The sequence below is a fragment of the Janthinobacterium sp. GW822-FHT07H11 genome, assembly GCF_058798615.1.
In genome coordinates this window covers 2276275-2296708 of record NZ_CM179507.1, presented here as the reverse complement: position 1 = coordinate 2296708, position 20434 = coordinate 2276275, and the positions used below count along the sequence as shown (strand labels likewise).

19 protein-coding genes and 2 tRNA genes are annotated in these 20434 nt (G+C 62.3%); 6 read left to right on the top strand and 15 right to left on the bottom strand.

The window, feature by feature from the left end; translation table 11 throughout:
- Positions 1 to 82: 82 nt before the first annotated feature.
- The 5 genes from AC3RCJ_RS10385 to hisC form a co-directional block, all read right to left on the bottom strand.
- Positions 83 to 898, bottom strand: coding sequence for a thiazole synthase (locus AC3RCJ_RS10385; protein WP_492963254.1), 816 nt, complete (start codon positions 896 to 898; stop codon positions 83 to 85).
- Complete coding sequence (locus AC3RCJ_RS10380) at positions 895 to 2208, bottom strand: D-amino acid dehydrogenase (protein ID WP_492963256.1); 1314 nt, start codon at positions 2206 to 2208, stop codon at positions 895 to 897. The genes AC3RCJ_RS10385 and AC3RCJ_RS10380 overlap by 4 nt, the downstream gene beginning before the upstream one ends.
- Positions 2209 to 2224: 16 nt before the next feature.
- Entirely contained in the window at positions 2225 to 3289 is a 1065-nt protein-coding gene (locus AC3RCJ_RS10375) for a YeiH family protein (protein WP_492963258.1), read from the bottom strand.
- A gap of 206 nt (positions 3290 to 3495) precedes the next feature.
- Positions 3496 to 4365, bottom strand: coding sequence for an NAD(P)-dependent oxidoreductase (locus AC3RCJ_RS10370; protein ID WP_492963260.1), 870 nt, complete (start codon positions 4363 to 4365; stop codon positions 3496 to 3498).
- Positions 4366 to 4421: 56 nt separating this feature from the next.
- The gene (hisC, locus tag AC3RCJ_RS10365; protein WP_492963262.1) at positions 4422 to 5477 is read right to left on the bottom strand and encodes a histidinol-phosphate transaminase; all 1056 of its coding nucleotides are present in this window, start codon (positions 5475 to 5477) and stop codon (positions 4422 to 4424) included.
- Positions 5478 to 5593: 116 nt separating this feature from the next.
- On the opposite strand from hisC, the gene AC3RCJ_RS10360 reads away from it, so the two are divergent.
- The gene (locus tag AC3RCJ_RS10360; protein ID WP_492963264.1) at positions 5594 to 5965 is read left to right on the top strand and encodes a hypothetical protein; all 372 of its coding nucleotides are present in this window, start codon (positions 5594 to 5596) and stop codon (positions 5963 to 5965) included.
- Positions 5966 to 6130: 165 nt separating this feature from the next.
- On the opposite strand, the gene AC3RCJ_RS10355 is transcribed toward AC3RCJ_RS10360, so the two are convergent.
- The 5 genes from AC3RCJ_RS10355 to AC3RCJ_RS10335 form a co-directional block, all read right to left on the bottom strand.
- Positions 6131 to 6220 (bottom strand) — tRNA-Ser (locus tag AC3RCJ_RS10355).
- Between the two features lie 346 nt (positions 6221 to 6566).
- Positions 6567 to 6656, bottom strand: a tRNA-Ser gene (locus tag AC3RCJ_RS10350).
- 111 nt (positions 6657 to 6767) lie between these two features.
- The gene (gene serS, locus AC3RCJ_RS10345; RefSeq protein ID WP_492963266.1) at positions 6768 to 8057 is read right to left on the bottom strand and encodes a serine--tRNA ligase; all 1290 of its coding nucleotides are present in this window, start codon (positions 8055 to 8057) and stop codon (positions 6768 to 6770) included.
- 135 nt (positions 8058 to 8192) lie between these two features.
- The gene (locus tag AC3RCJ_RS10340) at positions 8193 to 8396 is read right to left on the bottom strand and encodes a hypothetical protein (protein ID WP_289950889.1); all 204 of its coding nucleotides are present in this window, start codon (positions 8394 to 8396) and stop codon (positions 8193 to 8195) included.
- 149 nt (positions 8397 to 8545) lie between these two features.
- Positions 8546 to 9967 (bottom strand): aminotransferase-like domain-containing protein, encoded by a 1422-nt coding sequence (locus tag AC3RCJ_RS10335; RefSeq protein ID WP_492963268.1) that lies wholly within the window; start codon positions 9965 to 9967, stop codon positions 8546 to 8548.
- A gap of 180 nt (positions 9968 to 10147) precedes the next feature.
- Between AC3RCJ_RS10335 and AC3RCJ_RS10330 the strand changes: the two genes are divergently transcribed.
- Together AC3RCJ_RS10330 and AC3RCJ_RS10325 are read left to right on the top strand one after the other, a co-directional pair.
- Positions 10148 to 10438 carry a DUF2917 domain-containing protein gene (locus tag AC3RCJ_RS10330; protein WP_492963270.1) on the top strand — a complete coding sequence of 97 codons (291 nt, stop codon included), beginning with the start codon at positions 10148 to 10150 and terminating at the stop codon, positions 10436 to 10438.
- Positions 10435 to 11187, top strand: coding sequence for an NAD-dependent epimerase/dehydratase family protein (locus AC3RCJ_RS10325; protein ID WP_492963272.1), 753 nt, complete (start codon positions 10435 to 10437; stop codon positions 11185 to 11187). The genes AC3RCJ_RS10330 and AC3RCJ_RS10325 overlap by 4 nt, the downstream gene beginning before the upstream one ends.
- 2 nt (positions 11188 to 11189) lie before the next feature.
- Here AC3RCJ_RS10325 and AC3RCJ_RS10320 read toward each other — a convergent pair whose 3' ends face one another.
- The 3 genes from AC3RCJ_RS10320 to AC3RCJ_RS10310 form a co-directional block, all read right to left on the bottom strand.
- Positions 11190 to 12509, bottom strand: coding sequence for a replication-associated recombination protein A (locus AC3RCJ_RS10320; RefSeq protein ID WP_492963274.1), 1320 nt, complete (start codon positions 12507 to 12509; stop codon positions 11190 to 11192).
- 71 nt (positions 12510 to 12580) lie between these two features.
- On the bottom strand, positions 12581 to 13210 hold the full coding sequence (gene lolA, locus AC3RCJ_RS10315; protein WP_099759968.1) for an outer membrane lipoprotein chaperone LolA: 630 nt from the start codon (positions 13208 to 13210) through the stop codon (positions 12581 to 12583).
- Between the two features lie 31 nt (positions 13211 to 13241).
- Positions 13242 to 15602: a DNA translocase FtsK gene (locus AC3RCJ_RS10310; protein ID WP_492963276.1), complete on the bottom strand. Its 2361-nt coding sequence runs from the start codon at positions 15600 to 15602 to the stop codon at positions 13242 to 13244.
- 215 nt (positions 15603 to 15817) lie between these two features.
- Here AC3RCJ_RS10310 and trxB point away from each other — a divergent pair, with 215 nt between their 5' ends.
- The 3 genes from trxB (at position 15818) to AC3RCJ_RS10295 (ending at position 18218) form a co-directional block, all read left to right on the top strand.
- Positions 15818 to 16771 (top strand): thioredoxin-disulfide reductase, encoded by a 954-nt coding sequence (gene trxB / locus AC3RCJ_RS10305; protein ID WP_034758671.1) that lies wholly within the window; start codon positions 15818 to 15820, stop codon positions 16769 to 16771.
- 7 nt (positions 16772 to 16778) lie between these two features.
- A complete protein-coding gene (locus AC3RCJ_RS10300) occupies positions 16779 to 17453 on the top strand; it encodes a Smr/MutS family protein (protein WP_492963279.1) in 675 nt (224 codons plus the stop codon).
- A 135-nt stretch (positions 17454 to 17588) separates the two neighbouring features.
- The gene (locus tag AC3RCJ_RS10295; RefSeq protein ID WP_492963281.1) at positions 17589 to 18218 is read left to right on the top strand and encodes a trimeric intracellular cation channel family protein; all 630 of its coding nucleotides are present in this window, start codon (positions 17589 to 17591) and stop codon (positions 18216 to 18218) included.
- Between the two features lie 144 nt (positions 18219 to 18362).
- On the opposite strand, the gene AC3RCJ_RS10290 is transcribed toward AC3RCJ_RS10295, so the two are convergent.
- Together AC3RCJ_RS10290 and AC3RCJ_RS10285 are read right to left on the bottom strand one after the other, a co-directional pair.
- Positions 18363 to 18701, bottom strand: coding sequence for a P-II family nitrogen regulator (locus AC3RCJ_RS10290; RefSeq protein ID WP_034758685.1), 339 nt, complete (start codon positions 18699 to 18701; stop codon positions 18363 to 18365).
- 41 nt (positions 18702 to 18742) lie between these two features.
- Positions 18743 to 20359, bottom strand: a complete 1617-nt coding sequence (locus AC3RCJ_RS10285; RefSeq protein ID WP_492963283.1) for an NAD+ synthase — start codon at positions 20357 to 20359, stop codon at positions 18743 to 18745.
- Positions 20360 to 20434: the final 75 nt, after the last annotated feature.

Below are 20434 nucleotides of genomic sequence, written 5' to 3'. Positions count from 1 at the left end.
CATCTCCAGGTATTGTGGTTTTTATGGGTACTTCAAACAAGAATCAACAACGGTGCTGCGAACTGCGGGTCAATGCGGCCGCTCAGGCGATCAGCCCGGCCATCGGCGACGAGGGCGAAGCGCTCATGACGCCTGCTCTCCGGGGCATGCGCCCGGCCAGATAGGCCTCGCGTCCGCCCTGCACTGCCAGTTTCATGGCGCGCGCCATGCGGATCGGCTCGCGCGCCGCCGCGATGGCGGTATTCATCAAGATGCCGTCGCAGCCGAGTTCCATGGCGATGGCCGCGTCCGATGCCGTGCCCACGCCGGCGTCGACCAGCACGGGCACGCGGGCTTGCTCGATGATCAGCGACAGATTCCATGGATTGAGTATGCCCATGCCCGAGCCGATCAATGACGCCAGCGGCATGACGGCGATGCAGCCGAGGTCTTCCAGCATGCGCGCCTGGATGGGGTCGTCACTGCAATACACCATCACCTGGAAGCCGTCGCGCACCAGCTGTTCCGCCGCCTTCAGCGTTTCCGGCATGTTCGGGAACAGGGTCTTTTCATCGCCGAGCACTTCCAGCTTGCATAGCTGGTGGCCACCCAGCAGCTCGCGCGCCAGTTGCAGGGTATAGACGGCGTCGCGCGCGTTGTAGCAGCCCCCCGTGTTGGGCAGGATCGTGTACTTCGACGGCGGAATGAAGTCGAGCAGGTTCGGCTCGCCCTTCTCCTGGCCAATGTTGACCCTGCGGATGGTCACAGTGACGATCTCGGCGCCGCTCTCCTCGATGGCGAGGCGCGTTTCCTCGAAATCCTTGTATTTGCCGGTGCCCACCAGCAGGCGCGACCGGTAGGTGGTGCCGGCCAGGGTCAGGCCGCCGGGTGGTTGGCTGGGGATGGCGTCATCTCTCATCGTGGTGCTCTCCTAAGTTGAACCAAAGCGGCCTCGTGCCGGGGGGCTTCGCCGCAAAACGCAAAATCGACATCGGGCCGCCGTCCCGACACCAGGTCGGCGATCGCCCTGCCCGCGCCGCAGCCCATGGTCCAGCCCAGGGTGCCGTGGCCCGTGTTAAGGAAGAGCTGGCGGTAGCGCGTGGCACCAATATACGGCACATTCGAGGGCGTGAGCGGACGCAAGCCGGCCCAGTAGACGGGGTCGCTGTAATCGCAGGCATGGGGAAACAAGGCCTGCACGCGGCGCGTGATGGCGGCGCAGCGCACGGGGTTGAGTTCCCGCGTATAACCGTTCAGTTCGCACGTGCCCGCCACGCGCAGACGCTCGCCCAGGCGCGAAAACACCAGCTTGTGGCCGTCGTCCGTCAGCGACACGCTGGGCGCACTGGCGGAATCGAGAATCGGATAGGTGGCGGAATACCCCTTGCCCGGATACAGCATCAAGCGGATGCCCAGCGGCTGCAGCAGCGGCGCGGAAAAGCTGCCCATGGCCACCACCACGGCATCCGCGTGCTCGAGGCGGTGGCGCCCCTGCGCATCGATGCATTCCACGCCCGTGATGCGTGCGCCATGTGCACCATCTTCCAGCAAGCGCGTCACGGTCGTGCCAAAGCAAAAATCCACGCCGGCCCTGGCGGCGCGCGCGGCCAGGGCCGTGGTAAACAGATGCACGTCACCCGACTCGTCGCTGGCCGTAAAATCGCCGCCGACGATGTGCCGGCGAGCATGGGCCAGGGCCGGTTCCAGCCGTATCACTTCGTCGGCGCTGACGGTGTTGCGCGGGCAGCCCAGTTCACGCAGGAGCGCGGCGCCCGCTTGCGATTTATCAAACTCCTGCTCGTCCGTATAGAAATGCAAAATACCGCGCTCGAGGTGATCGTAGGCGATGCCCGTCTCGCGGCGCAAGGCTTGCAGGCTCTGGCGGCTGTACTCGGCCAGGGCGACGATCTGGCGCATATTGCGCGCCACCCGCGTCGGCAGGCATTCGCGCAGGTAATGCAAGGCCCACTGCCATTGCAGCGGGTCCAGGCGGGGACGGAACAGCAGCGGCGCGTCGTCCTTGCCCAGCCAGCTCACGACCTTGCGCAGGGTGGCGGGATTGGCCCACGGTTCCGCATGCGAGACGGAAATCTGCCCGCCGTTGCCGAAACTGGTTTCCTGCGCGGCGCCCGCCTGGCGCTCGAGCACGCGCACGTCGTGGCCCGCCTGGCGCAAATACCAGGCCGATGCCGTGCCGACCACGCCGGCGCCGAGGACAAGGATCTTCATGGCGAATGGCCAGCGCTCAGCGCGTCAACAGCACGGCGATGGCGACAAAGGCGGCGATCCACACCGTTTCCATCACCAGCATGATCACGGGACGCCAGCCCAGCGAGGCCAGCGACTGGAACGAGGTTTTCACGCCCAAGGCGGCAATGGCGATGACGAGACAGGCACGCGAGGCATTGTTGATCCAGCCATTCACTTCCTGCGGAATCAGGCCCAGGCTGTTGGTAATGACGAGCCAGACAAAGCCGATCAGGAAGAAGGGCACGAGCGGCGGCGCATCGACTTCGCTCTTGCCGTCCTTGCGCTTGAACATGATCGACAGGCCCAGCACGACGGGCACGAGGCAGGCGACGCGCGTCAGTTTCACGAAGGTGGCCACGTCACCCGTATGGTTGCTGACCAGATAGCCCGCGCCCACCACTTGCGCCACGTCATGGATGGTGCCGCCGATGAACACGCCCGCTTCCGTCGGGTCAAAGCCCAGCAGCTTGACCAGCAGCGGGTAGACGATCATGGCCAGGGTCGACAGCGAGGTCACGCCCACCACCGTCAGCAGGGTGAACTTTTCGTTTTCCTTGGTTTGCGGCAGCACGGCCGAAATGGCCAGCGCGGCCGAGGCGCCGCAGATGGCCACCGAGCCGCCCGACAGAATACCTTCCGTGATCGGACGTTTCAGCCATTTGGCCAGCAGGTAGCCGAAGCCCAGCGTGGCGATCAGGCCGCCCACGACGATCAATAAGGGCGTCACGCCGACCGAGGCGATCTGGTTGAAGGTGATGCGCGCGCCCAGCAGGGCCACGCCCGTGCGCAGCAGCACCTTGCTGCAAAACTCGATGCCGGGCTTGCAGGTGGGGTCGGACGCGAGGAAGTGGAAGGCCAGGCCGAAGAACAGCGCATACAGCAGCTGGGGGCCGCCGTAATTGCTGGAAATAAAGGTGGCCGACAGGGCGATCACCAGCGCGATGGCCACGCCGGGCCAGCTGCGCAGCACGGTGCGGGGCCGCCAGATGGCGACGGCGGAAGACAAATAGGGGATGTTCTTGTCGACAACGCGTGTTATCGCTGAGGAGTTAGTTTTCATGCTGGTCCGCTCATAATGTTTTAAAAATTGGGACATTTCATCTCGTTTTTTAATAATACACGATGAGTTAGCGAAGTCCATGCTTTTCCATGAAAATCGAAACCAGATGTTCCGGAAACTGACGTTTTTTATTTCTCACGCCCGTAAACGACGAGCGGCGCGGCCCTGGGCAGGGACGCGCCGCTATTTGCTGATGAGTTAAACGGTTACTTTTTGTTCAAGCGGGTGATCAGGCTGGAGGTGTCGTAACGGTTGCCGCCCGCCTGCTGCACTTCGCCATAGAACTGGTCCGTCAAGGTTGTCACGGGCAAGTCGCTGCCGTTGCGCTTGGCTTCGGCCAGGCAGATGCCCAGGTCCTTGCGCATCAGGTCGACGGCGAAACCGAAATCGAACTTGCGCTCGATCATGGTCTTGCCCCGGTTTTCCAGCTGCCACGACTGCGCCGCGCCCTTCGAAATCACGTCGACGACCAGCGCCGCATCGAGGCCCGCATTTTCCGCAAAGGCAATGCCCTCGCTCAAGGCTTGCACGAGACCGGCGATGCAGATCTGGTTGACCATCTTCGTCAGCTGGCCCGAACCGGATTCTCCCATGTAGGTGACGGCGCGCGCGAACAGGGCGATGACGGGCTCGGCCCGCGCATACGCCTCTGCATCGCCGCCCGCCATCACGGTCAGCTTGCCGTTTTCCGCGCCCGCCTGGCCGCCGGACACGGGCGCGTCGAGGAAGAATACGCCCTGCTCTTGCGCCGCCGCGTGGATGGTGCGCGCCGCTTCGGCGGACGCCGTCGTATGGTCGATCAGGATGCTGCCCGGCGCCATGGCGGACAGCAAGCCGCCCTCTTCCAGGATCACTTGATACAGATCGTTATCGTTGCCGATGCAGGTGAAGACGAATTCGGCACCCGCAGCGGCGGCGGCCGGCGTGGCGGCGCTGCTGCCCTTGTGCTGCTCCAGCCAGGCGGCCGCGCGGGCCGGGTTGCGGTTGTACACGGTGACGTCGTGCCCGCCCGCCGCCAGGTGGCCTGCCATGGGGAAACCCATGACGCCCAAACCGATGAATGCCACTTTTGCCATATTGTCCGTCCTGTCGATGTGTGAATCCGATTATTGTTGCATTACCTTACGCAAGATCAAAGCACTTCGCGCAACGCCGCCATCAGGGCCGCACATTCCGCCGGATTACCGATGCTGATACGCAAATACTGGCTGATGCGCGGGGCATTGAAATGGCGCACGATCACCGATCTGGCGCGCAAGCCGGCCGCCAGTTGCGCCGCGTCATGCTGCGGGTGGCGGGCGAAGACAAAGTTGGCCACCGACGGCAGCACCTCGAAGCCCAGCGCCGCCAGGTCCGCCGCCAGCTGTTCGCGGCTGGCGATGACGGCCTGGCGCGTCTGCTGGAAATACGCTTCGTCATGCAGCGAGGCGACGGCGCCGGCCAGGGCCAGGCGGTCCAGCGGATACGAGTTGAAACTGTTCTTCACCCGTTCCAGCGCCTCGATCAGGTCTGCATGCCCGAAGGCGCAACCGACGCGCAAGCCGGCCAGCGAGCGCGATTTCGAGAACGTCTGCACCACCAGCAGGTTCGGATACCGCTCGACCAGGGCCACGGCGCTCTCGCCGCCGAAATCCACGTACGCTTCATCGACCACCACGACGGCGTCGGGATGGCCGCGCAGCAAGGTTTCCACGCCGGCCAGCGGCAAGTCCACGCCCGTGGGCGCGTTGGGATTGGGGAAGATGATGGCGCCGCACGGCCCCTGGTAGTCTTGCGGGCGGATGCGCATGGCCTCGTCGAGCGCGACCGTGCGGTAATCGATGCCATACAGCTTGCAATACACGGGATAGAAGCTGTAGCTGATGTCGGGGAACAGCAGCGGCGCATCGTGCTTGAGCAAGGCCATGAAGACCAGCGCCAGCACTTCGTCGGAACCGTTGCCGACGAACACTTGTGCGCTGCTCAAGCCATGGTAGGCGGCCAGGGTTTGCTTCAGTTCGCTGGCCGTGGGATCGGGATACAGGCGCAGGCTGTCGTTGCTGGCTGCGTGCAGCGCGGCCAGCACCTGCGGCGACGGACCGTAGGGGTTTTCGTTGGTGTTGAGTTTGACCAGGTTGGGCAGTTTCGGCTGCTCGCCGGGGACGTAGGGGGTCAGCTCGCTGACGATGTTGCTCCAGAATCGGCTCATTGCTTGTATGGGTGGGGTCGGGATGGGAGGGGGTAGATTACCATAGGCTGAGCAGGGTCAAGGTGGAATCCAGGGTGAGGAGTAGCGTCAAACTTCGGACCAAAGCTGGCGGGAGAATGGCCGACCTGCAGCGCGCAACAGCGCTGGCACAACACTTGGCGAGGAATAGCAAGGCTATGGGCGATACTCTCGGGACACTGTTTGACAGCGGTGAAAAAAGCGAGGAGCATGAAATGAAAAGCATGGAGGATTTGGTCATGGACGAGCAAGTCACCACATTGGCAAAAGATATGGCTGACGTAAAAGCGGATGTTGCTGTTCTAAAGACGGATGTCAGTAACTTGAAAGTGGACGTGGCGGTGGTGCGCTCCAATTATGCGACCAGGTCCGATGTGGCTGAGGCGAAGTCGGCTATCATTCTGTCGTGCGTGGGAACGATGATTGCGCTGTCGAGTGTGGCGTTTGCGGTGGCGCGGCTGGTGCACTAGCTTGGGTTCGTGGGGGGCGCTGGCTTTCAAGGCCTGAATGGAGGAAAAATCGCCTTGCGCTGCGCGCTTTGGGCGGTTTTTTCTACCGGCATTGATGCGTTGGTGGTTTTTTGGCGTTGCGGGTATAAAAAAAGCTCCCTTTCGGGGAGCTTCTCTCATGTATTCTGGCGGAGAGGGTGGGATTCGAACCCACGGTACGATTTAACGTACGCTTGATTTCGAGTCAAGTACATTCGACCACTCTGCCACCTCTCCGTTTACTGCGGTCTATTCATTCAAACTGGCATGCCTGTTTGAACGAGGCGCTATTTTAGCATGGGTGTTGTTGGGTTGGGTAGGGGTTTATTGGTGATTTGCAACTCAATGCTGGCCGCCAACCCGAAAAAACAATTGGGCGATTCGGGGAGTCTCGCGCGAGTACGCGCTCGTCTTCGAAGCTGCCGCCTTGGCGCACGTGTAAAAACCAATTGGGCGATTCGGAGAGCCCCGCGCAAATATGCGCGGGGCTTCGAATCCCACGCGTACGCCCCGCAGGGGGCGTACTCCTCTTCGCCGCCACAAATAAAAAAAGCTCCCTTGCGGGAGCTTTCTCTATTTGTTCTGGCGGAGAGGGTGGGATTCGAACCCACGGTACGATTTAACGTACGCTTGATTTCGAGTCAAGTACATTCGACCACTCTGCCACCTCTCCATTTGCTGCGGTCTTTTCCCGCATTGCTGCGAGAAGGCAAGATTATAGCAGCCGCTTGAAAAAATGGAAGGACTATTTTAAGCCTTCCCTTCACCCGGCTGCCCTAAGCTTTCAAGCCTTCAGATGCGTCAGGCCGCCCATGTACGGGCGCAGCACTGGCGGGATTTCGACGCTGCCGTCGGCTTGCTGGTAGTTTTCCAGCACGGCGACCAGGGTGCGGCCCACTGCCAGGCCGGAGCCGTTCAGGGTGTGCGCCAGTTCCGGCTTGCCGGCGGCGTTGCGGAAACGCGCCTGCATGCGGCGGGCCTGGAAGGCTTCCGTGTTCGACAGGGACGAGATTTCGCGGTAGGTGTTCTGCGCCGGCAGCCACACTTCCAGGTCGAAGGTCTTGCTGGCCGTAAAGCCCATGTCGCCCGTGCACAGCGACATCACGCGGTATGGCAGGCCCAGGCGTTGCAAGATCGTTTCCGCGTGACCGACCATTTCATCGAGCACCTGGTACGAGGTGTCCGGGTGCACTACTTGCACCATTTCCACCTTGTCGAACTGGTGCTGGCGGATCATGCCGCGCGTGTCGCGGCCATAGCTGCCCGCTTCCGAACGGAAACATGGCGTGTGGGCCGTCATTTTCAGGGGCAATTGGTCGAGCGCCAGGATTTCATCGCGCGCGATATTGGTCAGCGACACTTCCGAGGTCGGGATCAGGTAGAAGGTCTCGCCCTCGCCTTCCACGCCGCCTTTTTTCACCGAGAACAGGTCGGCTTCAAACTTCGGCAGCTGGCCCGTGCCGCGCAGGGAATCGGCGTTGACCATGTACGGGGTATAGCATTCCGTGTAGCCGTGCTCGTCCACGTGCGTGTTGAGCATGAACTGCGCCAGCGCGCGGTGCAGACGGGCGATGCCGCCCTTCATGACGGAGAAGCGCGAACCGGTCAGCTTGGTGGCCACTTCGAAGTCCAGGCCCAGCGGGGCGCCCACGTCGACGTGATCCTTGACTTCAAAGTCAAACGTGCGCGGCGTGCCGACCTTGCGCACTTCCACGTTGCCCGCTTCGTTTTCGCCCACTGGCGTCGATTCATGCGGCAAATTCGGCACGGCCATGATGAATTCGCTCAGCTTGGCCTGCACCAGGGTCAGGGCCGCCTCATCGGCTTTCAGCTCATCGCCCAGGCCGGCTACTTGCGCCATCACGGCCGAGGTGTCCTCCCCCTTGCCTTTCAACATGCCGATTTGCTTGGACAGCGCGTTGCGCTTGCCCTGCAGTTCCTCGGTGCGCGTCTGGATCGCCTTGCGTTCGGCTTCGAGGGCGGTAAAACCGGCCACGTCGAGCGGGAAGTTGCGCGTCGCCAGGCGTTCTGCGACGGTGGCGATGTCTTTACGGAGAAGTTGGATATCTATCATGGGTGGATGGCGGTGCCGATGTATCGAAAGCACTCATTGTACCAAGACCCGTTCAGTTCTTTCCGAGTTTTGCACACGCTCTGCCATCGTCATGGCGGCATGGCCGGGCACTCGCGCCCGCTTTACGGCTACAGCTTAGATAAAGGCGGCTTTTTCGGCGGCCGTCAGGCGGCGGGCGCTGACGGTAACGACGGGCATCGCGCTGTCGGCGGCCTGGGCGATTACCGTGCTGCTGGCGCTCACTTCCACCGTGTTCGCGCCGGCGCTGGCGAAGCTGGCGCCGATGGCGATGATGGCGGCGGCGACAAAGGTGATTTCCATGTTTTTCAGTGCGTGCATGATGTAACTCCTGGTTGGTTTGTTTGCTTGACTGCTGCTGGTATGGTGCTACTTTAGCCAACGGCGGCAAACAAGGCCACCGGCTTGCGACCGGCGGCGAAAAACAGGGAGCGAACGGTGAAAATGGGGGGCTGAAACGCAAAGAATAGTTACAAGGCCTCATGCACCAGGCGGCCCAGGCGGCCGATGGCCTGCTCGATGCGCGGCGTCCAGGCATTGCCGCAATTGAGGCGCAGATAATTGCCGAACTTGCCAGAGGCCGAGAACAGCCGCCCCGGCATGTAGGCCACGCCATCGCCGATGGCCTGGCCGTGCAGGGCCAGCGCATCGACCTGCGGCGGCATCTGCACCCACAGCACGAAACCGCCCTGCGGCTCGGACAGCATGCAGTCCGCCGGAAAGCTGGCCGCCACGGCGTCGGACATGCGCGCGATGCGCTGCACCAGCGTGCGCCGCATCTTGCGCAGTTGCTGGTCGTAGCTGCTGCCTTCCAAAAAGTCGGCCAGCACGGCCTGGAAGAAATGGCTGGTGGCGCCGCTCGACACGGTTTTCAGCAAGGCCACTTCCTGCGCGAAACGCCCGGCCAGCACGTAACCGACGCGCGCGGCGGGCGTGATGGCCTTGGAAAACGAGGAACACAATAAAACGTTGCCGCTCGTATCGTAGGCCTTCACGGGCCACGGGCGCTGCGGCGCAAAGCACAGGTCGCCATACACATCGTCTTCCACCAGCGGAATATTGAATTCCGACAGCAGCCCCGCCAGCCGCTTCTTGTTGGCTTCCGGCATGACGCAGCCGAGCGGGTTGTTGGCGTTCGGCACGAACAGGCAGGCTTGCACGAGGCCGGCGCGCATGGCCAGCTCGAGCGCGTCGAGCGACGGCCCCGTCTTCGGGTCCGTGGGGATTTCCAGCGCCTTCATGCCCAGGCTTTCTATCATCTGCAACAGCACGAAATACGTGGCCGACTCGATGGCGATGGTGTCGCCCGGCCTGGCCACGGCGCGCAGGCACAGGCTGATCGCTTCCGTGCAGGAATTCGTCACGACGATCTCGTGCGGGTCGAGCTTGCCCCAGTCCAGCGCCCGGCGCGCCACCTGGCGCAGGAAATTGCCTTCGCTGACGTCGTAGCAGCTGACCTTGCTCAATAAGATGGGTTCGCGCCGTGCCACGGCGCTGATGGTGCGCTGCATGCGCTTGATCGGCAGTATCTCGTCGGGCGGCCAAGCCGTGCCCAGCTGCACGATATCGGGCGTTTCGTTTTCCTTCAGCACGCGCATCAACAGGTTGTTGATGCCGACAAAGGCCGGCTCCTTCAAATGCTGAGCGTCAAAGCTGCACGGCCGGCGCGGCGCGCGGTGGCGCACGAAATAGCCGGACTGGGGCCGCGCATCGACCTGCCCCCGGTCTTCCATCAGGCGCAAGGCTTGCATCACGGTGCTGACGGAGATGCGCTTTTGCTGCGCCAGGTGGCGGATCGACGGCAGCCGGTCGCCGGGCGCAAACACGCGCGCGTCGATCAGGGCGCCCAGCTCGTTGGCCAGGTGCTCGTACAGATTCAAGTGCGCGCTCATGTTCATCCCTTCAGTATGCGGCTGGCGCGCGCGGCACGCACAGATACAGTTGCCCGTTTTTTTGACAAGCACAGTGTACGGCAAAGGGCACTGTATGCATGACAATTTCGTTTTCCTGCATCTGTCATGGTTCAAGCCCAGCGCCTAAGCTGTTCCTGTCAGCACAACAGGAGCGATGCCATGCAAACCGACCACGAATTACGCAGCGAACGGCCCTTGCGCCTGGAAAAAGCGCACGCCAGGGTCATCGAATGCCTGTCCGGCACGGCCTGGATCACGGCCTACGCCCAGTTCGAGGATTGCGTGCTGCGCAGCGGCGAACGCTACACGATCCCGAATGACGGCCTGGTGCTGGTCGAAGCCGTGGGCAGCGGACGCATCCGCGTGCACGCAACAGCCGCACCGCGCCCCGCCCTGCTGCGCTGGCTGAGCCTGGCATTGCCTCACACACTCAATACTAGGAATACATGACTAAAGAATCACTGCATCAAGAACCACTGCGCGTCCTCGTCACGGGCGCCGCCGGCGTCATCGGTACCGCTTTCTGGAAGCGCCGGCACGGGGAATTCTCCCTGCGCCTGGCCGACCTGCATACGGATGGGCTGGTATCGGCGCCCTGCCCCTCCATGCAGCTCGACGTCAGCGATTACGCCGCCTGCCTGGCCGCCTGCATGGATACCGACGTGGTGCTGCACCTGGCCGGCGTGCCGCACGCCAGCGCCGATTTCGATGCGCAATTGCTGCAGCCGAACATCGTCGGCACGCACAACATCTTCCGCGCGGCACAGGCGCAGGGAGTGGGCAGAGTGGTGTTTGCCAGCAGCGCGCAAGCCATCGAGGGCTATCCGTTGGACGTGCAAGTGCATGAGCACATGCCGGCGCGTCCGGCGAACATGTATGGCGCCAGCAAGGCCTTCGGCGAAGGCGTGGCATCGGCCTTCGCGCACCAGCACGGCATGACGGCCATCGCCGTGCGCATCGCCAATGTGGCCGACTTTGCGCCAGGTCAACAGCACAGCGCGCGCGACATCGCCGCCTTCATCAGCGAGCGCGACGTGGTGCAATTGCTGGCCTGCTGCATCGCTGCGGACGTGCCGCCCGGCTACCACGTCGTGCATGGCGTGTCGGACAACCGCTATAAACGGCTGTCGATTGATTCGACGCGCCGGCTGGTCGGCTACGCGCCGCAGGATGACGGTTTTACATTGCTGGGACTGTAGCCTCAGCCCTTGCCGGCCGGTTTTCCTGCTTTCCGGTCCAGCTCGCGCAGCCACGCCAGCTTGTCGGCTATTTTACTTTCCAGGCCGCGCGGCACGGGCTGGTACCAGCCCGGTTCGGCCATGCCGTCCGGGAAATAGGTTTCCCCGGCCGCATACGCATCAGGCTCGTCATGCGCATAACGGTAGGCGTGGCCGTAGCCGAGTTCCTTCATCAGCTTGGTCGGCGCATTGCGCAAGTGCACGGGCACTTCCTTCGACTTGTCTTTCTTGACGAAGGCCATGGCCGTATTGAACGCGTTGTAGCCGGCATTGCTTTTCGCGGCAATCGCCAGGTAGATCACGGCCTGGCCCAGCGCCAGCTCGCCTTCGGGCGAACCGAGGCGTTCATACGTTTCCGCCGCGTCATTGACCATGGTCAAGGCGCGGGGGTCGGCCAGGCCGATGTCTTCCCAGGCCATGCGCACGATGCGCCGCGACAGGTAGCGCGGGTCGGCGCCGCCGTCGATCATGCGGCAAAACCAGTACAGGGCCGCGTCCGGGTTCGAACCGCGCACGGATTTGTGCAGGGCAGAAATCTGGTCATAGAAATTGTCGCCGCCCTTGTCGAAGCGGCGCGAATTGAGGGTCAGCGCATTGTCGACGAAGGCCGCGTCGATGGTCGTCGTGCCCGTCGAGCTGGCGGCCGTCTCGGCCTGTTCCAGCAAATTCAAAAAGCGGCGCGCATCGCCGTCCGCGTAGCCGATCAGGGTATCGGCCGCCGCCTCGTCGAAGCTCAGGTGCGTGAGCGCCGTGCTTTGCGCCTTGGCCAGCAGCAGCTTCATCTCGTCTTCGTTGAGCGATTTCAACACATACACTTGCGCGCGCGACAGCAGCGCCGAGTTCACTTCGAAGCTGGGATTTTCGGTGGTGGCGCCAATGAACGTCACCAGGCCCGACTCGACGAAGGGCAGCAAGGCATCCTGTTGCGATTTATTAAACCTGTGGATCTCGTCGACGAACAATAAAGTGTGCTTGCCGAACTGGTCCAGGCTGTGGCGGGCCTGGTCCATGGCAGCGCGGATATCTTTTACGCCCGCGAACACGGCTGACAGGGCGATGAATTCGCTGTCAAACGCGTTTGCCATCAGCCGCGCCAGCGTCGTCTTGCCCACGCCGGGCGGCCCCCATAAAATCATCGAATGGGCCTTGCCTGCCTCGAAGGCCAGGCGCAACGGCTTGCCCACGCCCAGCAGATGCGTCTGGCCGATGACTTCGTTGAGGGTAGCAGGCCGCAAGGCTTCGGCCAGCGGCTGGCGCGGTGCGGTGGAAAAGAGATCCGCCATAGTATGGTACCGGGTAAGAATGCAAAAGCCCCGCATCGCTGCGAGGCCGGTCAACAGCAAGACGTCAACAATCAGTTATTAATGACGTCCGCGCCTTTTGGCATCACGAATTTGAAATGGTTCGCGGACAAGGCCGGATTTTTCTGGAAGTTCTTGAACGCCAACACCGACGTCTGGCCGAACGAGTCGCGCAATTCCATCGCTTCGGGCACGCCGTTGCGCAGGCCGATGGTGATTTCGTCAAACGTCGTGTCCTTCGCCTTCGGCGTGGCTTTCAGCCATTCCAGGCCGTCGCGCGTGCCTGCTTCGGCCAGGGTGAAGTTCTTTTCCAGGTCGTTGCTGCCGAACAAGATGGCGGCCGGCGAGGAACCGAGCGCGTCGCCCAGTTTCTTGACCGTCACCTGGCTCAAGTCCTTGTCGTAGATATACAACTTGTCGCCGTCCGCCTGCAGCAACTGCTCGTACGGCTTCAGATACGTCCAGATGAACTTGCCCGGGCGGGCAAACTCGAAGGTGCCGCTAGCTGGCGTGGAAACTTTCGCCTTGCCGCTGGCGTCCGCCTTCTTGACCTGGCGCTGCACGAATTCGCCCTTGGCCGACTTGGTGCCGGCGGCAAAGCTCTTGAATTGCTCGAGGGCGCTGGCCGAGGCGCTGGCCGCGAACAGCAGGCTGCAGGCAACGCTGGCCGCGCCGATGATCATTTTTGCTGCGAAAGTCGTATTCTTCATTCCGTTACCCTTGTTCACTACTCGCCGCCGGCACCAGGATGTCCCGGTTGCCATTGGATTGCATGGTTGATACCACCCCGCTCTGCTCCATCTGCTCGAGCAGACGGGCCGCGCGGTTGTAGCCGATGCGCAAATGACGCTGCACCAGCGAAATCGAGGCGCGGCGGTTTTTCAGCACCACCGCCACCGCCTGGTCGTACAGGGCATCGGCCTCGCCGCCGCCCTCGCCCGGCGCGCCGCCTTCGGCGCCATCGCCTTCCAGGGTGCCGCCTTCGAGGATGCCCTCGATGTAATTCGGTTCGCCCTGCAGCTTCAAATGGCTGACAACGCGGTGGACTTCTTCATCCGACACAAACGCGCCGTGCACGCGCATCGGCAAACCGGTGCCGGGCGGCATGTACAGCATGTCGCCCATGCCCAGCAGGGTTTCCGCGCCCATCTGGTCCAGAATGGTGCGCGAGTCAATCTTCGACGAGACCTGGAAGGCGATACGCGTCGGGATATTCGCCTTGATCAGCCCCGTGATCACGTCTACAGATGGGCGCTGCGTGGCCAGAATCAAGTGCAGACCGGCGGCGCGGGCCTTTTGTGCGATGCGCGCGATCAATTCCTCGACTTTTTTGCCCACCACCATCATCAAATCGGCCAGTTCGTCGATGATGATGACGATGGTCGGCAGCTTATCGAGCGGCTCGGGCGAGTCCGGCGTCAGGCTGAACGGGTTCGGGATGTGTTCTTCGCGCTTTTTCGCGTCAGCAATCTTCGCGTTGTAGCCGGCCAGGTTGCGCACGCCCATCTTGCTCATCAGCTTGTAGCGGCGTTCCATCTCGTTCACGGCCCAGTTCAGCGCGTGGCCGGCCTGGCGCATGTCGGTCACGACGGGCGCCAGCAAGTGCGGAATGCCTTCGTAGACGGACATTTCCAGCATCTTCGGATCGATCAAAATCAGGCGCACATCGAGCGGGTCGGATTTGTACAGCAGCGACAGAATCGTCGCATTGATGCCAACGGACTTGCCGGAACCGGTGGTGCCGGCCACCAGCAAGTGGGGCATCTTGGCCAGATCCGCCACGACGGGCTTGCCGGCGATATCCTTGCCCAGCGCAATCGTCAGGCTGGACACGCCATCGTTGTAGACCTTGGAGCCGAGGATTTCCGTCAGGCGCACGATCTGGCGCTTGCTGTTCGGCAATTCCAGCGCCATGTAATTCTTGCCAGGAATGGTTTCCACGACACGGATCGACGTCAGGGACAGCGAACGGGCCAGGTCGCGCGCCAGGCCCACGATCTGGCTGCCCTTGACGCCCGTGGCCGGCTCGATTTCATAGCGCGTCACCACAGGGCCGGGGTAAGCGGCCACTACCTTGGCATCCACGCCAAAGTCCGACAATTTCTTTTCGATCAGGCGGCTCGTGAATTCCAGGGTTTCCACGGACACCGTTTCCACCACGGGCGGCGCCTCGTCGAGCAGGGACAGCGGCGGCAGCTTGCCATCGCCCAAGTTCTCGAACAGATGCGCCTGGCGCTCTTTTTCCACGCGCTCGGATTTCACCACGGTGACCACTTGCGGCTCGATCTTGACGGGCGGCGCGGCCACGTGCTTTTCCACGTGCTTGGCCCGTTCGATGACCACCACTTCGTCGCGGCGCACGGCAGCCACTTCGCCCTGGCGGCGGTCTTCGCGGTCCTGGTAGCGCAGCACGAACCAGTTGAAGGCGTCCTCGATGGCGCCGCCGATGCGTTCCGCCACTTGCAGCCAAGAAACGTGGAAGAACAGGCTGAAACCGAGGCCAAACAGCAGCAACAGTAATAAAGTAGCGCCGGTAAAACCAAAGGCCACGTGGGCCGAATGCCCCACCAGCTGGCCCAGCACGCCACCGGGATCGCGCGGCAGCTGTACGTGCAGGCTCTTGGCCATGCGCAGGTATTCGAGGCCCATGCTGCCGATCAGCATGACGGAGAAACCGACGATGCGGATCAGCATCTCGACATGGTGCTCGCGCTCCACGTCCTCTTCTTCCAGCAGGAAGCGCTTACTCAGCCGGCGATAGCCATTCCACACGGTGCGCAGCAGCCAGACGCACCACCACCAGGCGGAAAAGCCGAAGATGTACAGCAGCAGATCGGAGAAAGTCGCACCGAGCTTGCCGCCCAGGTTGGCCACCTTGTCGACATTGGTGGCGTGCGACCAGCCCGGGTCGAGCTTGTTGAAGCTGGCCAGTATCAGCACGAAATACAGGGCAAACGCGGCCAGCGCGAACCAGCGCGCCTCGGACAGCAGCCGTACCAGCCGGTTCGGCAAGGGCCGGCGTTCGACCGGTTTTCGGGTATAGCTATTTTGATTGGCCTGGGCTGGTTTAGTCATTCTGGGAAGCGCTGCTAGGTGATAAATGTTTCTGAAAGGGAATTTCCCATAATAAGGAAGTATTCTAAGCCATATATGCCCCGGACGGCCCCACGATTCGTCGCTACAGGCGGCTTGGTCTATAATCGAGGATTGCTTGCGCAAGCGCAATACAGCCTTGTTCTTCGCGCGTATGCCCCCAATTCGGATAGACCCCACTCATAGAGAAGCCTCCCATGACCACTACCAAACACGCCCGCGTTTTGATCCTCGGCTCCGGCCCAGCCGGCTACAGCGCCGCCGTCTACGCCGCCCGCGCCAACCTGAACCCGATGCTGGTCACCGGCGTGGAACAAGGCGGCCAGTTGATGACCACCACGGACGTGGAAAACTGGCCCGGCGACCCGATGGGCGTGCAAGGCCCGGACCTGATGCAGCGCTTGCTGCAACATGCCGAGCGTTTCAATACGGAAATCGTGTTTGACCACATCCACACCACTTTCCTCAACGAAAAGCCGATCCGCCTGAAGGGCGACAGCCACGAATACACGTGCGACACCTTGATCATCGCCACGGGCGCGTCCGCGCAATACCTGGGCCTGCCATCCGAAGCGGAGTTCATGGGCAAGGGCGTGTCCGCCTGCGCCACCTGCGATGGTTTCTTCTACCGCAACCAGGAAGTGGCCGTCGTCGGCGGCGGCAATACGGCCGTCGAGGAAGCGCTGTACCTGTCGAACATCGCCAATAAGGTCACGCTGATCCACCGCCGCGACAAGTTCCGCGCCGAAGCGATTTTGATCGACCGCCTGAACGCCAAGGTTGCCGAAGGCAAGATCGTGTTGAAATATAACCACACCCTGGACGAAGTGACGGGCAACGAAGGCGGCGTGACGGGCCTGAACATCAAGTCGACCATCGACGGCAAGGTCGAAGCGCTGTCCGTGCATGGCGTCTTCATCGCCATCGGCCACAAGCCGAACACGGGCATCTTCGAAGGCCAGCTGGACATGCACAACGGCTACATCAAGACCAAGACTGGCCTGGAAGGCATGGCCACGGCCACCAGCGCGCCGGGCGTGTTTGCCGCCGGCGACGTGCAAGACCATATCTACCGCCAGGCCATCACCAGCGCCGGCACGGGTTGCATGGCAGCACTGGACGCCCAGCGCTACCTGGAAGGCCAGGAGTAAGCGTCGCATGGCGTCGATGAAAGACTTTGCCGACCTGAAAGCGGTCAGCAAGCAGCTCAAGGAACAAGCCGATGCGCGCGCAGCCGAGCAAGCGGCGCGCGCGCAACAGGCCAAGGTCCAGGCCGTGGAAAGCAATCTGTTCAAGGCCAGCATCGGCGGCGTCAAGCGCCTGCCCGAGTCGGACCGCTACGTGCCCAGCCTGCCCAAGACGGGTGCGGCAGGCGCCCCGCCGCCGGCGCGCAAGTTGTCTCCGGCAGAGGACGACGCGGCCGTGCTGCGCGAATCGCTGTCGGACTTGTTCGAGGTCGACCATTATCTGGAAAACGATCCGGCCCTGAACTACGCCCGCCCCGGCGTGGGGCCGGACGTGGTCAAGAAGATGCGCAAGGGCCATTGGCCCATCCAGGATGAGCTGGACTTGCACGGCTTGCGCCGCGACGAGGCGCGCGATGGCATCGGCGCCTTTTTGAACCAGGCGGCGCGGCGCAAGCTGCGCTGCGTGCGCGTGATCCACGGCAAGGGTTTCGGCTCGAAAGGCCAGGAACCGGTCTTGAAATCGATGGTGCACAGCTGGCTCGTGCAAAAGGATGAAGTCATCGCCTTTTGCCAGGCGCGCCGCTCGGAAGGGGGCGATGGCGCCCTCGTCGTGCTGCTCTCGGCGGCCCTGCAGCCCATCCGCTAGGATAGATAGCAAGAAATTACAATTCAGTAACAAGTTACACCCTGCGCACGGCCCCGTTTGTCACCATTCGGGGCCGTGTCATGTTAACCTGTGACAATTATTTCCTGCTTAGCGTCTCGTGCACGCGCTCCCCCCATGATGCCACCCCAATTGCCGCCTGGCTCGCTGATCAAGATCATCGAGATCATCGCCATCCTGGTGGGCGCGTTTTCCGGTTTCATCGAAGCGCGCCGCAAGCGCATGGACCTCGTCGGCGTATTCGTCGTGGCCTTCATCACGGCATTCGGCGGCGGCACCCTGCGCGACATCCTGCTCGACAAGCGGCCTTTGTTCTGGGTCTCGCACCAGGAATACGCGATTCTCATCTTCGTGCTGGCCCTGACGGCCGCGCCCCTGATCCAGCATCTGCGCCAGATCGTCTCGGAACGCCTGATCGTCATCGCCGACGCCATCGGCCTGGGCATGTTCGCCATCGCGGGCGTGGCCGAAGCCATGCGCGCCGGCATGCCGATTTTCATTGCCTCGATGATGGGAGTGATTACGGGGATTTTCGGCGGCGTGATGCGCGACATCGTCTGTAACGAAGTGCCGATGGTGTTTCGCGACGGCAAACCGTATGCGATCTGCGCGTTCATCGGCTGCTGGGCCTACCTGCTGCAAAAACATTTCGGCGCGGAACACGACTTTGCGCTGTGGACCAGCGCCAGCGGCATCACCATCATGCGCCTGATCTGCTGGAAATTCGACATGCGGCTGGGGCGCTGAAGCGCAATCCGGCAGCTTGGGTGGCTCAGCAGCGTCGGCTTACGCGCTGGCGCGCTAAGCCGACCTACGCGTATCGACGTGCATCAGGCAGTAGGTCGGATCAGGCTCGAAGAGCCGTAATCCGACAACATCGTTGGCTTGGACTTACACCGCGTCCGGGCCGGTTTCACCCGTGCGGATGCGGATGACCTGCTCCACGTCGCGCACGAAGATCTTGCCGTCGCCGATCTTGCCCGTGCGGGCCGCCTTGATGATGGCGTCGACCACCAGTTCCGACACGCTGTCGTCCACCACCACTTCGACTTTGACTTTCGGCAAGAAGTCGACCACGTACTCGGCGCCACGGTACAGCTCGGTATGGCCCTTCTGGCGGCCAAAGCCCTTCACTTCTGTCACGGTCAAGCCCGTCACATTCACATCGGCCAGGGCCTCGCGTACTTCGTCGAGCTTGAATGGTTTGATGATGGCGGTAATCTGTTTCATGGCTACTCCTTAAAATTGTTGGATTGTGGACAGATGGCTGCTTATTCGTAGAATTTCGAGGTAATCGGGTAGCGCCAGTCGCGGCCGAAGCCACGGTGCGTGACGCGGATGCCGACCGGCGACTGGCGCCGCTTGTATTCATTGATCTTGATCAAACGCGTGACCCGGGCCACGTCGGCCGGCGGGTAGCCAGCCTCGATAATCTCGGCGATCGGCCGGTTTTCTTCCATGTACAGCTGCATGATGCCGTCGAGTACGTCATACGGCGGCAGCGAATCCTGGTCCAGCTGGTCGGCGCGCAGCTCGGCCGACGGTCCCCGCGTCAGGATGCGCTCGGGAATCACGCTGGAGATGCCGTTGCGGTACGCGCACAGGCGGTACACCAGCGTCTTGGCGATATCCTTGATCACGGCAAAGCCGCCCGCCATGTCGCCGTACAGGGTGCAATAACCGACGGCCATCTCGCTCTTGTTACCCGTTGTCAAGACGATACTGCCATGCTTGTTCGACAGGGCCATCAGCAGGGTGCCGCGGATGCGCGCCTGGATGTTCTCTTCCGTCGCGTCCTCCGCCAGCCCCGCGAACTCGTCCGCCAGGGTGGCGCGGAAGGCGTCGAAGGTTTGCTTGATCGGAATTTCATCGTAGCGCACATCGAGGCGCTTTACCATGTCGCGCGAATCGATCCACGAGATATCGGCCGTAAATTGCGACGGCATCATCACGGCGCGCACCTTGTCGGCGCCCAGCGCATCGACGGCGATGGCCAGGGTCAGCGCGGAATCGACGCCGCCCGACATGCCGATCAGCACGCCCGGGAAGCCGTTCTTGACTATGTAGTCGCGCACGCCCAGCACCAGCGCCTGGTACACCTGCGCCTCGGTGGTCAGCGGCGCGGCCAGCGGCTGCGGCACGGGCGTGGCGCCGTCGAATTCGACCAGCTGCAAGTCTTCCTCGAAATGGCGCAACTGGGCGCAAATGGTGCCGGCCGCATCCATGACAAACGAGTCGCCGTCGAAGATCAGCTCATCCTGGCCGCCGACCAGGTTGGCGTACACGAGGGCCATGCCTTGCGCGCTGACGTTCTTGCGCATGGTTTCGTAGCGCAAATGCTGCTTGTTCATGTGGTAGGGCGAGCCGTTCGGCACCAGCAGCACTTGCGCGCCGGCCGCGCGGGCGCGCATCGGTGCATGCTCGAACCACGTGTCTTCGCAGATATTGATGCCGAAGCGCACGCCCTTCACGCCAAACACGAAAGCCTGGTCCGACGAGGTGAAATAACGCTTTTCATCGAACACGGTGGTGTTCGGCAAGTCGTGCTTGCGGTAGGTGCCCAGCACCTCGCCATTGAGCAGTACGGAGGCGGCGTTGTAACGCACGCCCTTCTCGTCCTGCAGCGGCAGGCCCACCACCACGTGCATATCCTTGAACTGGGCCAGGTCGCGGGCCAGCCCGGCAAACGCTTCCTGCGTTTTTGCGTAGAATGCATTGCGCAGCAATAAGTCCTCGGGCGGGTAGCCGACCAGCGACAGTTCCGGCGTGAGCACGATATCGGCGCCCGCGTCAAAGGCGCGGCGGGAAAGGTCGACGATCTTGGCACGGTTGCCGCTCAGATCACCGACCGTACTATTCATTTGAGCAATTGCGACTTTGACTGTCATGATGATGGAAATTTCGTTTTATTAATTTTATTAAACAAGAACAAGACGGGAGCGCGCAGGCCGCTGTGTGGCGCC